This is a genomic window from Novosphingobium percolationis (genome assembly GCF_020179425.1).
GTDB lineage: Bacteria > Pseudomonadota > Alphaproteobacteria > Sphingomonadales > Sphingomonadaceae > Novosphingobium > Novosphingobium percolationis.
Genome location: NZ_JAILYM010000002.1, coordinates 34952 through 48878 on the forward strand (window position 1 = coordinate 34952; position 13927 = coordinate 48878).

The 13927-nt window shown below is 68.0% G+C and carries 11 protein-coding genes; 5 read left to right on the forward strand and 6 right to left on the reverse strand.

Translation table 11 applies throughout. From position 1 onward, the window contains the following. Positions 1-6 precede the first annotated feature (6 nt). Complete coding sequence (locus K3A84_RS04650; protein ID WP_225008167.1) at positions 7-624, reverse strand: TetR/AcrR family transcriptional regulator; 618 nt, start codon at positions 622-624, stop codon at positions 7-9. A 107-nt stretch (positions 625-731) separates the two neighbouring features. On the opposite strand from K3A84_RS04650, the gene K3A84_RS04655 reads away from it, so the two are divergent. From K3A84_RS04655 to K3A84_RS04665, 3 genes are all read left to right on the forward strand, one after another. Further along, the gene (locus K3A84_RS04655) at positions 732-3092 is read left to right on the forward strand and encodes a TonB-dependent receptor (protein ID WP_225008168.1); all 2361 of its coding nucleotides are present in this window, start codon (positions 732-734) and stop codon (positions 3090-3092) included. A 91-nt stretch (positions 3093-3183) separates the two neighbouring features. Beyond that, positions 3184-4080, forward strand: coding sequence for an alpha/beta fold hydrolase (locus tag K3A84_RS04660; protein ID WP_225008169.1), 897 nt, complete (start codon positions 3184-3186; stop codon positions 4078-4080). A 92-nt stretch (positions 4081-4172) separates the two neighbouring features. After that, positions 4173-5390 carry a spinster family MFS transporter gene (locus tag K3A84_RS04665; RefSeq protein WP_225008170.1) on the forward strand — a complete coding sequence of 406 codons (1218 nt, stop codon included), beginning with the start codon at positions 4173-4175 and terminating at the stop codon, positions 5388-5390. Between the two features lie 24 nt (positions 5391-5414). Here the strand turns inward: K3A84_RS04665 and K3A84_RS04670 are convergent, their stop codons facing one another. Both K3A84_RS04670 and K3A84_RS04675 read right to left on the reverse strand, forming a co-directional pair. After that, the gene (locus tag K3A84_RS04670; protein WP_225008171.1) at positions 5415-5930 is read right to left on the reverse strand and encodes a hypothetical protein; all 516 of its coding nucleotides are present in this window, start codon (positions 5928-5930) and stop codon (positions 5415-5417) included. A 142-nt stretch (positions 5931-6072) separates the two neighbouring features. Continuing rightward, positions 6073-7941 (reverse strand): sensor histidine kinase, encoded by a 1869-nt coding sequence (locus tag K3A84_RS04675; RefSeq protein ID WP_225008172.1) that lies wholly within the window; start codon positions 7939-7941, stop codon positions 6073-6075. Between the two features lie 164 nt (positions 7942-8105). Here K3A84_RS04675 and K3A84_RS04680 point away from each other — a divergent pair, with 164 nt between their 5' ends. Both K3A84_RS04680 and K3A84_RS04685 read left to right on the forward strand, forming a co-directional pair. After that, a complete protein-coding gene (locus tag K3A84_RS04680; protein ID WP_225008173.1) occupies positions 8106-10145 on the forward strand; it encodes a sensor histidine kinase in 2040 nt (679 codons plus the stop codon). Beyond that, positions 10142-10525, forward strand: a complete 384-nt coding sequence (locus K3A84_RS04685; RefSeq protein ID WP_225008174.1) for a response regulator — start codon at positions 10142-10144, stop codon at positions 10523-10525. Before K3A84_RS04680 ends, K3A84_RS04685 begins: the two co-directional genes overlap by 4 nt. A 6-nt stretch (positions 10526-10531) precedes the next feature. Here the strand turns inward: K3A84_RS04685 and K3A84_RS04690 are convergent, their stop codons facing one another. From K3A84_RS04690 to K3A84_RS04700, 3 genes are all read right to left on the reverse strand, one after another. Then, entirely contained in the window at positions 10532-11311 is a 780-nt protein-coding gene (locus tag K3A84_RS04690) for a winged helix-turn-helix domain-containing protein (RefSeq protein WP_225008175.1), read from the reverse strand. A 200-nt stretch (positions 11312-11511) separates the two neighbouring features. After that, the gene (locus tag K3A84_RS04695; protein WP_225008176.1) at positions 11512-12465 is read right to left on the reverse strand and encodes a TauD/TfdA dioxygenase family protein; all 954 of its coding nucleotides are present in this window, start codon (positions 12463-12465) and stop codon (positions 11512-11514) included. A gap of 44 nt (positions 12466-12509) precedes the next feature. Continuing rightward, a complete protein-coding gene (locus tag K3A84_RS04700) occupies positions 12510-13892 on the reverse strand; it encodes an MFS transporter (RefSeq protein WP_225008177.1) in 1383 nt (460 codons plus the stop codon). Positions 13893-13927 lie beyond the last annotated feature (35 nt).

Consider the following 13927-nt stretch of genomic DNA (forward strand, 5'->3'; position numbering starts at 1 on the left):
TTTTTGTCAGGGCCGGGCGATGCCCTTGCCGAGGATGTCGGCGGCGATGGTGGCGATGCGGTCGGGGTCTTCGTCGTCCCACACGGCGTAGCGCATGCCCAGGAACACGTTCATGCCCATGATGGCCCAGGCGTGCGCTTCTTCCAGATCGTCGCGCAATTCGCCGCGCGTGATGCCTGCCTCCAGTCGGTCAAGGATGCGGCGCGCGGTCGAGCGGTAGTGTTCGCGGTAGCTTTCGGGATCGACGAACTTGGCCTCGTCGATGATCTGGTAGATTTCCTTGTGCGCGGCGGCGAAGCGCAGGAAGCCTGACAGCGCGACCCTTTCCTGTTCAAGCGCGGGGCGAACGTCCTCCTGCCGCTGGCGCGCGGCTTCGCGCACGCGGGCGCTGAGATCGCCGACGAGCGCACGGAAGATCGCCTCTTTCGAATCGAAGTAGGTGTAGAAGCTGCCGAGCGCGGTGCCGGCCCGGGTGGTGATGCCGTTGATCGAGGCTTCGTGGAAGCCTTTCTCGCCGAACTCAATTTCGGCTGCATTCAACAGCTTGCGCAAGGTCTGGCGACCGCGCTCGGTGCGCGGGGCCTTGGCCGTGGGGGCCTGTGGGAGCGCGGGATCTGTGGTCATCGCGCAACAGCTAGACACGATTGGAGGCCGTGGCAAATCCTTGAAGTTGAAAAGTGGTTCAACTTTCAATAACAGTATCCCCGAGGATTCCACAGGGGAGAGTTTCGATGTCCAAGGCCCGCCTGCGCGCGCTCCATGCGTGTCCGTTCGTTCTTGCCTCGCTGATCTGCGCCGCGCCTGCCGCCGCGCAGGAGGCGCAGACCACCTCCGCCAGCGCCGACGTGGCCGACGAAGGTGGCATTATCGTTACGGCGCGGCGGCGCGAGGAGCGGCTGGTCGACGTGCCGATCGCGGTGACGACGCTGAGCGGCGACCAGCTGGCCAAGACGGGCGCGCTCGACATTACCGACGTGGCGCAGAGCGCACCCAACGTGACGCTGGAAGTGTCGCGCGGGACCAACTCCACGCTGTCGGCCTTCATCCGCGGCATCGGCCAGCAGGACCCGGTTTCCGGCTTCGAGCAGGGCGTGGGCATCTATCTCGACGATGTGTACCTCAATCGCCCGCAGGCGGCGGTGCTCGACATCTACGAGGTAGAGCGCGTGGAAGTGCTGCGCGGGCCGCAGGGCACGCTTTATGGGCGCAACACCATCGGCGGCGCGGTCAAGTACGTGACCAAGCAGCTGCCGCAGGACTTCTCGCTGAAGCTGCGCGGCACTTATGGCACGTATGACCAGGCCGAGGGCGTGCTGACGGTGTCGGCGCCGGTGTCCGACCTGATCCGCGTGGGCGGATCGGTGGCGCGGCTTTCGCGCGGGGGCTTCGGCAAGAACCTGACGACGGGCCTCGACAACTACAACAAGGACGTGTGGGCCGGGCGCGGCACGGTGGAGATCGGCGGCTATGGCCAGCCGGTGCTGGTGCGCATTTCGGGCGACTATACCCGCGACAAGAGCAACCCGCGCGGCGGGCACCGCATCATCCCCGGCCAGCTTTCGGGCGCGCCGGTGCTGAAGGACGTGTTCGACAGCAAGGGCGGGCTGAACGATCCGAAGCAGGACGTGAAGGCCTATGGCCTGTCGATGAACGTGACCGCCGAACTGACCGACGCGCTGACGCTGCGGTCGATCAGCGCCTGGCGCAAGGACGACAGCGCCTCGCCGATCGACTTCGACGCGCTGCCCGCGGTCGATCTCGACGTGCCCGCGTTCTACCGCAACGAGCAGGTGAGCGAGGAAGTGCAGCTGCTGTGGGACAACGGCGGCGCGATCAACGCGATCGTGGGCGGATACTACCTGACCGCCAAGGCCGACACGCAGTTCGACGTGCGCCTGTTCACCTCGTTCGCGGGGCTGACCGCCTTCACCGAGGCCAATGTCGATACCGACACCTGGGCGGTATTCGGCGAAGTGAACGTGGACTTCACCAAGCAGCTGAGCCTGACGCTGGGCGGGCGCTATACCTGGGACGAGCGCCAGGCGAAGATCCTGCGTCAGAACTACCTGGGCGGCGGTTCGCCCGTGTTCGGCGGCCTTGGCGTGCCGTTCGGGGCGGCCAGCACCGACTTCAGCGGCCGGGCGAGCTACACCAAGTTCACCCCGCGCGTGTCGCTGAGCTTCAAGCCGACGAGCGATCACAACGTCTATGCAAGCTTCAGCCAGGGCTTCAAGGGCGGCGGGTTCGATCCGCGCGGCGTGGGCGTGAACGCGCCCGACAGCAATGGCGACGGCGTGCGTTCGGACGCCGAGATTGCCCGCTATCTGAGCTTCCGCCCGGAATCGGTCGACAGCTACGAAGTGGGCTACAAGGGCAACCTGTGGAACGGTGCGCTGTTCGTCGCCTTCGCCGCGTTCCGCATGGACTACAAGGATGTGCAGATCCCCGGCTCGGCGGGCTGCACCGTGGGCGGGGTTTCCACCTTCTGCGGGATCATCACCAACGCGGGCAAGGCGCGGTTGCAGGGGCTGGAGCTGGAAGCCAACGCGCGGCTGGGTCGCGACCTGATCGGCGCGGGCGACACGCTGCGCCTGTCGGGCTCGCTCGGCTACATCGACGCCAAGTACCGCGAATACGTGACGCAGATCGCCGGCAAGGGGCCGGTCGACGTGGCGAAGTACCGCAAGGTGCAGAACACGCCCGAGTTCACCGGCAACGCCACGCTGGCCTATGCGACGCCGCTGGGCGAGGGTGACCTGTCGCTGTCGACCACGTATTCGTATCGGTCGAAGACCTACCAGTTCGAGGTGCCCAATCCCTACATCGACCAGAAGGGTTACGGGCTGTGGGATGCGAGCGTGGTCTATACCGCGCCGGGCGGGCGCTGGAGCCTTGGGGTCCATGGCAAGAACCTGCTCGACAAGCACTACAAGACGTCTGGCTACACCTTCATCGCCGCCAACCCCGAGACCGGCGAGATCCTGAAGCGGCCCGACGGTTCGCTGATCCCGACGCTGGGCAAGGAAGGCACGCTGACCGCGTTCTATGGCAACCCGCGCCAGGTGTTCGTGAGTGCGACGCTGAAGTTCTGACGCGACGATCTGCCCGAGGGCACGCGGCTCCCTCTCCCTCCGGCCGCCTGCCCAACCCCAACCCCTCCCGCTTGCGGGAGGGGGGAAGGGCATGGCGGGAGGACAGGAGACGATGATGGACTATTCCGTCCACCGCACGCGCAGCGCCTGCGGGCGGCTGGCGCTGGCCGCGCGGATCTATCCGGGGCCGCCTTCGGGGGGCGTGTCCATGCCGCTGCTGCTGATGCACGGGCTGACGCGCAATGCGGCGGATTTCGAGCCGCTCGCTGCGCACTTGTCACGCCGCTACCGCCTGATCGTGCCCGACCAGCGCGGGCGGGGGCTGTCGGACCCTGATCCGGAGCCGGACAACTATCGGCCGGATGTCTATGTGGCGGACATGATGGCGCTGCTGGCCGATCTTGGCGTGGCGCGGGCGGGGCTGATCGGCACGTCGATGGGCGGGCTGATGGCGATGGTCATGGCCGCCGCGCAGCCGACGCGTTTTCCGACGCTGGTGCTGAACGACGTGGGGCCGGTGCTGGAAGCCGAGGGCATCGCGCGCATCCAGGGCTATGTCGGGCCTTCGGGCGCGATGGACGACTGGGACGCGGCGGCGCGGGCCTGCGCAGGCGTCAATGGCGAGGCTTTTCCCGATTACGATCACGCGCAATGGCTGGCTTTCGCACGGCGGACCTGTCGCGAAAGCGCCGAGGGCGTGGTCTTCGCCTATGACCCCGAAATCGCGCGCAGCATCGGTGGCGATGCGCCCGCGACGGTGCCGCCCGACCTGTGGCCGCTGTGGGATGCGCTCGATGCGCTGCCGGTGCTGGTGGTGCGCGGCGCCTTGTCCGATCTGCTGTCGCGTGAAACCGTCGAGGCGATGGGCCGTCGCCACAGCGGGCCGTTCGCGCTTGCCGAAGTGCCGCGCGTGGGTCACGCTCCGATTCTCGATGAAAAAGAAGCACTCGACGCGATCGAGCGCCACCTTGGGAGAACCGTGACCTGATGCATGCCCCCGCAAGCCCGCCGCAGGCCAGTACGACCACTGCTGCCCTGCCGGCCGTCTCTCTTCCGGCTAGGCCCGCGCTCGTCCTTGGGATGTTGCTTGCGGTTTACATCCTCAACTTCGTCGACCGGCAGATCCTGTCGATCCTGGCGGGGCCGATCCAGGCTGAACTGGGCATCGACGATGCGCGCATGGGCCTCTTGGGCGGGATCGCCTTTGCGCTGCTCTATTCGCTGATGGCGGTGCCGCTGGCGCTCATCGCCGACCGCACCAGCCGCACCTGGGTGATCACCGGGGCGCTGGTGGTATGGAGCGCGTTCACCGCGCTGTGCGGCATGGCCGGCAGTTTCTGGACGCTGTTTGCCGCGCGCGTAGGGGTAGGCGTGGGCGAAGCGGGCGGCGTGGCGCCCTCCTATGCCCTGATCGGCGACTACTTCCCGAGCGAGAAGCGCGCCTCTGCGCTGTCGATCTATACGCTGGGCATTCCCATCGGATCGGCGCTGGGGGTGATGGCGGGCGGTTATATCGCCGCCAACATCGACTGGCGCATTGCGTTCTTTGCGGTGGGTGCGGCGGGCGTGCTGCTGGCGCCGCTGTTCCGCCTGCTGGTCAAGGACGTGCCGCGCCCGGTGATCGCCAGCGCGGATGCCCCCCGGCTGGGGCCGGTGGCGCGAAAGGTGTTGGCCAAGTCTTCGTTCTGGCTGCTGACCTTCGGCGCGACCGCGAGTTCGATGCTGGGCTATGGCGTGGGCTTCTGGCTGCCGAGCCTGTTGCAGCGCAGCTATGGCCTCGATCTGGTGGGCACGTCGCAGTTCATCGGCGCGATCCTGCTGCTGGGGGGCGTGACGGGCATGATCGTCGGCGGGCGCGTGGCCGACCGCGTGGGGCAGGCGGACCGCGCGTGGTATGCCTGGGTGCCCGCGATCGCTTTCGTGGCTGCAGCGCCGCTGTTCATCGCGGGGATCCTCAACGACAACGTGTGGATCGCCTTCGTGCTGTTCCTGATCCCGCAGGCGTTTTCCTACGTCTGGCTGGGGCCGGTGTTGAGCGCGATCCAGCACCTGGTGCCGCCGGCGGAACGCTCGATGGCCAGTTCGCTGTTCCTGCTGATCAACAACCTGATCGGACTTGGCGGCGGGATCTATGCGCTGGGTGCGCTGTCGACTGCGCTGACGCCGGTCTATGGCGAGGCGGCGCTGCGCATGTCGATGCTGTTCGCGATGAGCCTGTTCGGCGTGGCCGCGCTGTTCCTGGCCTTTGCTGGACCGTTCCTGCGGCGCGACTGGGTGGACGAACCGGCGGCGCATTGAGCGCTCCCGCCGGGGCGCGCAGGCTCAGCCGACCAGCGTCAGCCGTACGGCGGGGGCGCTGCGGGGGGCCGCATGCGCCCGCGCGAGGGCGTGTCTCCGCGCGATCGCCTGGATGCGGGCCAGCGCCTCGGCAGTCATCATGCCGGTGCCGAACACGTCGTCGGCACCTGCGCGCAAGGGGGCGATCACGTCGGTGGCCAGCGCATCGGGCAGGACGCCGATGATCGTGGCGCCCGGCAGGCGGGCGCGCAACGCGGCAACGGCGGCGGCAAGCGCGGCGACGCTGCGCGCGCGCACGAGCAGCGCGGACGCCGGATCGGCACAATCGCCAGGATCGGCGAGCGGGCGGACGGCGAAGGTCTGGCCATCGGCGCCGACCAGCGGGGCCGCGCCCGCTTCGTCCTGCGCCGGTGCGCACAGCCACAGTCCTTCGCCCACCACCGCGCCGAGCCGGGCGTGCGAGGCCGGACGGATCGCGCGGGCCAGCACGCGGCGCGCGTTGGCCGAACTGGCGACGAAGGTGTGCCGCTGGATTTCCATGATGTTCGACCCACCGTTAGGACTGCGGACCGGGGTTTGGCCCATCTACGCTGGTAGGCGGCGGGAGTGCGGGCTGTCTGTAACCGGCTTGGCCGGGGGTGTAGTATATACGTTTATTCCCTTAGGAATAATACGTGCGCGTTCAGGGCGTGCGCCGCAGCGGCAGGACGATCTTCACCATCGCGCCGGGGCCCTCGCAGGGCACGAAGCGGATCGTGCCGCCGTGCAGGTCGATGATGTGGCGCACGATCGACAGCCCGAGGCCCATGCCCGGCCGCGCACCGACATTGCCGCCGCGCACGTATTCCCCGAAAAGTCGCTCGCTGTCCGCCGGATCGACGCCGATGCCGTGGTCGCGCACGCGCACGCGGATCGCGCCGCCCGTGACGTCGCCGTCGATGCGGATGCGCGGCGTGCCGCTGGCATACTTGACCGCGTTCGACAGCAGGTTGGCGAAGACTTGCTCGATCAGGGCGCGATCCAGATCGATCTGCGGCAGGTGGGGCAGCGCCACCTCGATCTGCGCCGCGGGCTGCGTTTCGGCGAAGGCGCGCACGCACGAATCGATCAGGCGGCCAAGATCGGACGGGGCGGGGAAGCAGGCGAGGCCCGGCCGGTTGCCGCGCCCGCTGTCGAGCGCGGTATCGATGAGGTGCAGCAGGCGCTTGACCGTGGCACGGATGCGGCCGGCCACGTCGCGCACCTGATCGGGGGCGAATTGATCGGCGCGGCGTTCGAGACGCTGGGCGTTGCTGTCGATCTGCGCCAGCGGCGAGCGGAACTCGTGCGTGGCGAAAGCCAGCGAGCGCTTCTGCAGTGCGGTGGTCAGGCGCTCTTCCGACAGCGCGACCTCGAGATCGGCGGCGGTGCGGTAGAGGTCGTCGATGTCGGTGAGGACCGCGACGATCGCGTCCTCGTTCTCGTAGCGGATGCGCGCGCACGATGCCGCTGCCCAGAACGTGCCGGCATGGCCCTGAAGCTGCACTTGCGCGGTGGTGCGTCGGCCCGAGGCGATGTCGTCGAACATCGCGCGGTAGCCGCCTTCGGGCGCGGAATCGGGCGCGAACAGGCCGATAGCGGGTTCACCCAGCACGAGCCGGGGGCCAAGCAGGCGGCTGGCCGACAGGTTGGCGTTGAGCACGCGGCCGGTGGCCGAGGCCACGACGATGGTAGGCGCGACGTTGAGATCGAGCACGGCCTGGAGCGATTCCTCGCTGGCGGCCAGCTTGTGCCGGATCTGGGTCAGCTGCGAGATGTCCTCCTGGGCGACCAGCCGGGCCGAGCGGCCGGTGGCCGGATCCGTGACCAGCGAGAGCTGGATCGCGTGATGCGGCGCGCCCGGCAGCGCGAGCGGCGCGGTGAGGCGCGCGAAGGGGGCGGTCTGCGCGGCGTCGAGCAGGACCGTGGCATCGGCCGGATCGGCGAACATTGCGGTGAAATGGTCGCCGTGACCGTCCAGCGCGGTGTCCATCGCGCCGAAGCAGGCCTGCGCGGCGGGGTTGCGCATCAGCACCTCGCCACTGCTCGACAACAGCGAGATCATCAGTGGGCTGTGGCGCAGGGCCTCGACCGCGCGCAGTTCGCCCGCGAGCAGGTCGTAAGGCCGGATCGCCTCGATCTCCACCAGCATGGCGTCTTCGCCGTCCGGGCCGAGGCGCACGCCCGAGCAGTGGCAGACCGCGGTGACGGGTTCCCCCTTGGGGTAGAAGGTCCAGCCCTCGGTCCGCTCTTCGTTGCGGGCGAAGGCCGCGCGATATTCGTTCAGGCGGATGCTGGTGGACGTGCTCTGATCGCCGAGGTCACGACCGAGCAGTTCCTCTACCGACGAAGCGTGCCAGAAGTGCAGCGCGGCGGCATTGGCCCAGGCGACGCGCTGCGTGTCGAAGGCGTAGATGTAGAGCGGGCTGGACAGTCCCTGCAAGGCGCGCAGCGCCTCTGGTCCGAGCGGGCGAAACCCGTCGGCAGCGCCCTTGTCTGCGGCGTGATCGTGGATCGCGCTTTGCGCTGTCATTCGCCCCTTCCAAAACCCCGTGTTAACCGTCTATTACAGCGCCCGATATGATCCCTGTCCGACTTCCCGACAACCGGCGCCGGAAGCTGCCACTGCGTGCGTGGCTATGGTGGTCATATGTTAGGACAGCGCTAGTCCCTCTTGTCGTTATCGAAATAAGTTTCTTGGTTATATACTGGCTGAGCGTTTCGGCGATCTACCAGGGCAATGTCGCCTCGCTGCGCAAGGTTTCGCGCGAGTTTCTTAACGAAATCGCCGAGCGCGAGGCGGCCTCGATCGCCGGGACGCTCGACGAGACGGCGAGCCTGACGACCATGCTGGCGGCGCAGGCAGGGCGCGCGATCGACACCGGGACGGTGCGCGCCAGTGAAAAGGCGCGCTTCGTCGAGACGGCCGACGGCGTGCTTTATACGCCGCGCAATGACGGCGGCGCGGCGGGGTTCTATTCCAGCCGCAGCCGCACCGATCCGGCCAGGCTGGACAAGGCCGCGCGCCTCGCCGCACTGGATCCGGTGATGATCGACCTGGTGCATAGCCACCCTCGCTTCACCTCGGTTTATTTCAATACTGCCGATAGTTACAACCGGATTTTTCCATTCATCGATGCGCTGGCCCAGTACCCGCGCAACATGGATATCCCCCGCTACAATTTCTACTATCTGGCCAATGGCAAGCACAACCCCGAGCGTCGGGCCGTGTGGACCGACGCCTACGTCGATCCCGCCGGGCGAGGGTGGATGATCTCGTCGATCGCGCCGGTCTGGAAGGCGGGGCGGCTGGAGGGCGTGGCCGGGATCGACCTTTCGCTGCGCACGGTGATCGACCGCCTGGTGGGCCTGCAGGTGCCCTGGGGCGGCTCGGCCCTGCTGATCGATCGCCGGGGCTCGATCGTGGCCTTGCCGCCGCGGGCGGAAAAGAGCTTCGGGCTCAAGGAACTGGTCGCACACGATTATACCGGGGCCATCCTGGGCGACACGCGCAAGCCCGAGGCGTTCGACCTGCATCGTCGCCCTGCCACCCGCGCGCTGGCCGACGCGATGGACAAGGCCGACCACGGCGAGATGACGCTCGACCTCGATGGCCCGCACCTGGCGTCGTACCGGACCATTCCGGGGACGGGCTGGCGTCTGCTGGTGGTGGTACCGCAGGCGGGCGTCTATGCCGAGGCGGACCAGTTGCTGGCGCGCCTGACCACGGTCGGCTGGCTGATGGCGGGCGCACTGCTTGCGTTCTATGTGCTGTTCTTCGCCTATCTTTCGCTGAGGGCGCGGCGGATGAGCGACGATCTGGCGCAGCCGTTCGGGCGGATCGCGGCGATCCTGCACGGGATCGAGCGGCGTGAATACGATCACGCCTTTGCCGGATCCGGCATCCGCGAGCTGGACGAGCTGGGCCATCGCGTGGCGCGCACCGCGCACCTGCTGGGCGATGCGCAGACCCAGATCGCGCGGCACGAACGCACGGTGATGGACGCGCTGGTCCACCAGCGCAGGCTCAACCTCGAACGCACCTACCTGGTGCGTCTGCTGTGCCATGCCGTCCGCACGCCCCTGGCGGTCGTGGACAGCAGCGCGCAGATCCTGAACCGCAAGGCCGATACGATCGAAGCGGACCAGTTGCGCCAGCGGGTCGGGCGTATGCGGGCCGCGATCGAGCGGATTTCCGCTCTGTTGCAGACGCTGGTGACATTTTCCGACGAACGCGCCGAGCGCACGCTGGGCGCGCAAAGCGGCACGTCCACCGACCTTGCCGGCGTGGTGCGCAGCGTGGCCGCCGACCTTGCTGATGACCGACCGCTGGTGCTGCACGGGGCGGAAACGCCGATCCTTGTCGAAGAACCGCTGGCCTTCGTCGGCGTACGCGCGGCGCTCGACGTGCTGTTGCGCAGCGCCTGTCGCGGCGATGCGATCATCGCGGTGCTGACGCGCACCGGCAATATCGTCATGCTGCACCTGGAAGCGGCGGCGGCAAGTTCCAGCGAGCCGTTGCGGCCGCACGTGCCGCTGCTGGACGGCGACGAGGTGGGCAAGCGCGTGGCCGGGCGGATCGACGCACATGGCTTGCTGGAAGTGCTTGGCGGCCGGATCGGCCGCCGCGAGGTGCCCGACAGTCGCGGCGCGGTGGTGGAGATAGATCTCGACTTCAGCTGCGCGCCCGAGGTGGCCGGCGCAACGCCGGTCGATGTCGCGGCGCGCCCTGCATGAGCAGCGCCGCGTTCCGGATCCTCTGCATCGAGGACAACGACGAACTGCGCGAGGATCTTGTCGGCGAATTGCGCGACGAGGGCTACGAGGTGATCGAGACCGGCGACGGGCGCGAAGGGCTGGAGGTGATCGTCGCGGGCGGCATCGACCTGGTCTTGTGCGACGTGCAACTGCCGTCGCTCGACGGCATCGCGCTGCTGCGCGAACTCGGGCGGCGGATGGACGTACTGCCGCGCATCATCATGCTGACCGCATTCAGTGACCGGGCGACGCAGGACCTGGCGCTGGCGTCGGGCGCGGTGGCGGTGATGGTCAAGCCGATCGACTTCGGCGCGGTGCTGGCGCAGGCTGAAACGCTTCGGCACCAGCGCCGCGCCTGAGGCCACCTATCTGCCCGGCGATTTGCCGGTCGCGGCGACCAGGCGGTAGCCGACCCCCTTTTCGGGAACGATGGCGTAGCCGGTGTTGAGCTTGGCGCGCAGCTTGCTGACGATGACGCGCAAGTGTTCGATGGTCAGCGTTTCGACCCGTTCGGCAACCCGATCGCGCAGCGCCTCGTAGGGCACGGCCACGCCCATGCGTTCGGCGAGCACCACGATGAGCGCGGTTTCGCGGGCGGACAGTCCGGCAGGATCGGCGATACCCGAGACGTCATCGCCCTGGTCGCGCGGCGCATTGGCACGATAGCGCCCGACGATTGCCCGCGTGCGCGCGACGATTTCCTCAGGGCCGGTCTTGGCCAGATCGATCACGTCGTCGAACCCTGCGTGAAGGGTGCGTGCGACCTTGCGCGGCTCGCAATCGCGCGAGATCGCGATGCGCGCGCAATGGCGCAGCAGGAGCGCATTGCGGCGCAAGGCCGCGCCCACCCGGACCAGATCGGCGCCGCCGATCAGGATGACGTCGAACGGGCCATGATGGCGCGACAGGAACGTGGTGTCGGCGTCGCGAAACGAGAAGGTCAGCGCATCAGGGAACACTGCGCGCACCATGGCGTGGCGTTCATCGCGCGCTCGGTCGTCGAAGCCGAGATAGCGGACAGCGATTTCCGACCCGCGCAGAACCCGGTCGAACGATATGTCGTCGTGGGTATCCGCTGCAAGCGCCGCCGGATCGCCAGCAAAGGCAATGTCGGGGCAACGCAGGGCGGCGGCGGCATGCTTCAAGGAATCTCATCCGTTGCCGAGGGCCGGCAAGGCATCCTTAAGCATGGCGGAATGAGGCGCTATCGCCCGATTGGTTATGCAGGCTCCCGACTGCCGCGGCGCCTGCCGCCGTGGTCGGGACGGGCATTGCGGACCATCGGGCTGACTCTCTGCAAGGCAGGTGGAGGCGGCCGAGGGAGGCCGCCTCCGGGGGAAACAGATCAGGCCGGCTGGTATTCTGCGGCCTTTTCCTTGCGCACGGTGCGGCTCAGGCGTCCGTCGATGCCCACCGGCACTTCGCCATTTACGGTCGCACGCCGCAGCGTGCGGCGCTGCAGGCCGAAGTCGGCGACAGCGCGGTGCTGGGTCGACTGGTTGTCCCAGAACGCCACGTCGCCCTTGCGCCAGTTCCAGCGCACGACGTTTTCGGGGCGGGTGATGTGATCCTGCAGGATCTGGAACAGGCGCGCCGAATCCGCCTGGTTCAGCCCGACGAACTGCTTGACGAAGTGGCCCAGCAGCAGGCTGCGCTGGCCCGAAACCGGGTGGACGCGGACCACCGGGTGTTCGGTTTCATAGACGGTCGAGGCGAACACGTTCTTCTGGAACAGCGCACGCTCGTTCTCGGTCGCATCGCCCTTGGGCGCGTTCTGGAGCACGGCGGCGTAGTCGTAGAGGTTGGTGTGGACGGCCCAGAGGTTGTTCACCAGCTGGCGCAGCGCTTCGGGCAAGCCTTCGTAGGCGGTTTCGCCATTGGCCCACAGCGTGTCGCCGCCCGCTTCCGGAATGGTGATGGCGCGCAGGATCGAGGCCTTGGGATAGGCATCGACGAAGGTCACGTCGGTGTGCCAGCTTGAGGCTGCGTAGCCTTCCTTGCTGTCGAGTTCGAGCAGGTAGCGCGAACCTTCGGCCACGGGCACGGTCGGGTGCGCCACCGGATCGCCGAACAACGAGGCGAACCCTTCGTGTCGAGCATCGTCGAGGTCGTGCTGGTCGCGGAAGAACACCACCTTGTGGCGCACCACGGCATCCTTGATCGCCTGCACGGTCGTTTCGTCGAGATCGCCAGAGAGCGTCACGCCCCGGATTTCGGCGCCGATGGTGCCGGTGACGGGCACGATGTCGAGCGGGGAGGCGGGGTCCTTGGCATTGGCGTAGGTAACGATGGCAGTCATGGTCATTACTCCGAGGGTTGGAGGGGCTTCAGGGGAAAGGGCTGTCACTCCGCCGGCACGAGCCGGGGCGGTTCGTACGCGAGCTTGCGGCGCACTTCGGCGTGGGCCTTGCTGTCGAGCGGGAAGCCGGCGACCAGCAGCGCGGCGAGCGTGTGGGCGAGCGCGGGGCCGAGCGCGAAGACGAGGATCAGCGCACGCAGCGCATCGGGCGTGTTGACCACGCCGCGCGGGTCGAAGCCGAAGGCCGAGACCAGCGGCAGGGCCACGCCCACCGCGATCGCGCCGCCCAGCTTCTGCGAGACGCTGAACACCGAGTAGTAGAGGCCGACGCGGTCCTCGCCGGTGTTCGCACGGTGATGGTCGGCGATGTCGGCCACCATCGAGCGCAGGAACAGGTTGCCCGAGCCTTGGCTGAGGCCCTGCAGGAAGGCGAGCGCCAGCATCAGGCCGAAGCGGTCAGGGGTGAGGAACACGAGGCCGAAGTTGATCGCGGCCTGCACGAGTTCGGCCAGCACGGCGGCTCGGCTCTTGCCGAGGCGGGTGCCGATGCGCTGCCAGATCGGCCCGGCGAGGATGCCGAACGAATACTGGAACAGGAACATCCCCGCCGCCCATTCGGGCTTGCCGAAGTAGATGGTGATGACGAACAGCAGCAGCGCGGTGCGCACGCCCTGCCCCGCCGTGACTGCGGTGTCCGAAGCCAGCACGCGCAGCAGCAGCGGGTTGGCGAAGATCGCGCGCAGCGTTGACCTGAGGTCGAACGGGCCCTGTTCGCCGCGCACGGCGCTGCGATCGGGCAGCGCGGTCAGCGTCAGCCAGAGGCCGGGAATGGCGGTTGCCAGCACCAGCGTGCCGAACAGGGTGAGGCGCAGCGGGCCGTCGTCAGGCCGGATCTGGTCGGCAATGGCGGGCAGGAGTAGCGTGAGTACCAGCGCCGAGGCCGACAGGAATGTGAACAGCGAGGCGATGCGGGTCCGCTCGTGATAATCGCCGCTGATCTCGCCCGACCAGGCGAGCAGCGCCGTGGTCGTGGCGGCAGCGCCCGTGTAGTAGAGCAGCACCGCGATCGAGACCCAGCTGACGCTGACCCAGCCGGGCGGGGGGAAGAACAGCATCGCGCAACCGGCGATGAACAGCAGGCCGCCGCCCGCGATCCACGGCCGCCGCCGCCCGAACCGGCTCACCGTCCGGTCGGACAGTGCGCCGATCACGGGATCGAGCAGCGAATTGATCGCCTGTCCGGCCAGGAGCAGCACACCCAGCGTGGCGAGCGACATGCCGTAGTGACGGGCGAGGATTGCGGGCACGAAGGCCATGACCGGCTGCGCGGCGGCGTAGATCGGCACCGCCATGGCCGAAAAGCGAAGGAGCCTCGTCCTGCTGAGCGCCTGCGGAGCAGCATCGGCAGAGGCAGCGTAATAGGGCATGAAACGGGCTCCTTCGCGTCCGGGATCGTGGGCGG

What these genes read in the sequence shown, in the direction of transcription:
- K3A84_RS04650 (WP_225008167.1), bottom strand. Translation starts at nt 624, where the DNA reads ATGACCACAGATCCCGCGCTCCCACAGGCCCCCACGGCCAAGGCCCCG.
- K3A84_RS04655 (WP_225008168.1), top strand. Translation starts at nt 732, where the DNA reads ATGTCCAAGGCCCGCCTGCGCGCGCTCCATGCGTGTCCGTTCGTTCTT.
- K3A84_RS04660 (WP_225008169.1), top strand. Translation starts at nt 3,184, where the DNA reads ATGGCGGGAGGACAGGAGACGATGATGGACTATTCCGTCCACCGCACG.
- K3A84_RS04665 (WP_225008170.1), top strand. Translation starts at nt 4,173, where the DNA reads ATGTTGCTTGCGGTTTACATCCTCAACTTCGTCGACCGGCAGATCCTG.
- K3A84_RS04670 (WP_225008171.1), bottom strand. Translation starts at nt 5,930, where the DNA reads ATGGAAATCCAGCGGCACACCTTCGTCGCCAGTTCGGCCAACGCGCGC.
- K3A84_RS04675 (WP_225008172.1), bottom strand. Translation starts at nt 7,941, where the DNA reads ATGACAGCGCAAAGCGCGATCCACGATCACGCCGCAGACAAGGGCGCT.
- K3A84_RS04685 (WP_225008174.1), top strand. Translation starts at nt 10,142, where the DNA reads ATGAGCAGCGCCGCGTTCCGGATCCTCTGCATCGAGGACAACGACGAA.
- K3A84_RS04695 (WP_225008176.1), bottom strand. Translation starts at nt 12,465, where the DNA reads ATGACTGCCATCGTTACCTACGCCAATGCCAAGGACCCCGCCTCCCCG.
- K3A84_RS04700 (WP_225008177.1), bottom strand. Translation starts at nt 13,892, where the DNA reads ATGCCCTATTACGCTGCCTCTGCCGATGCTGCTCCGCAGGCGCTCAGC.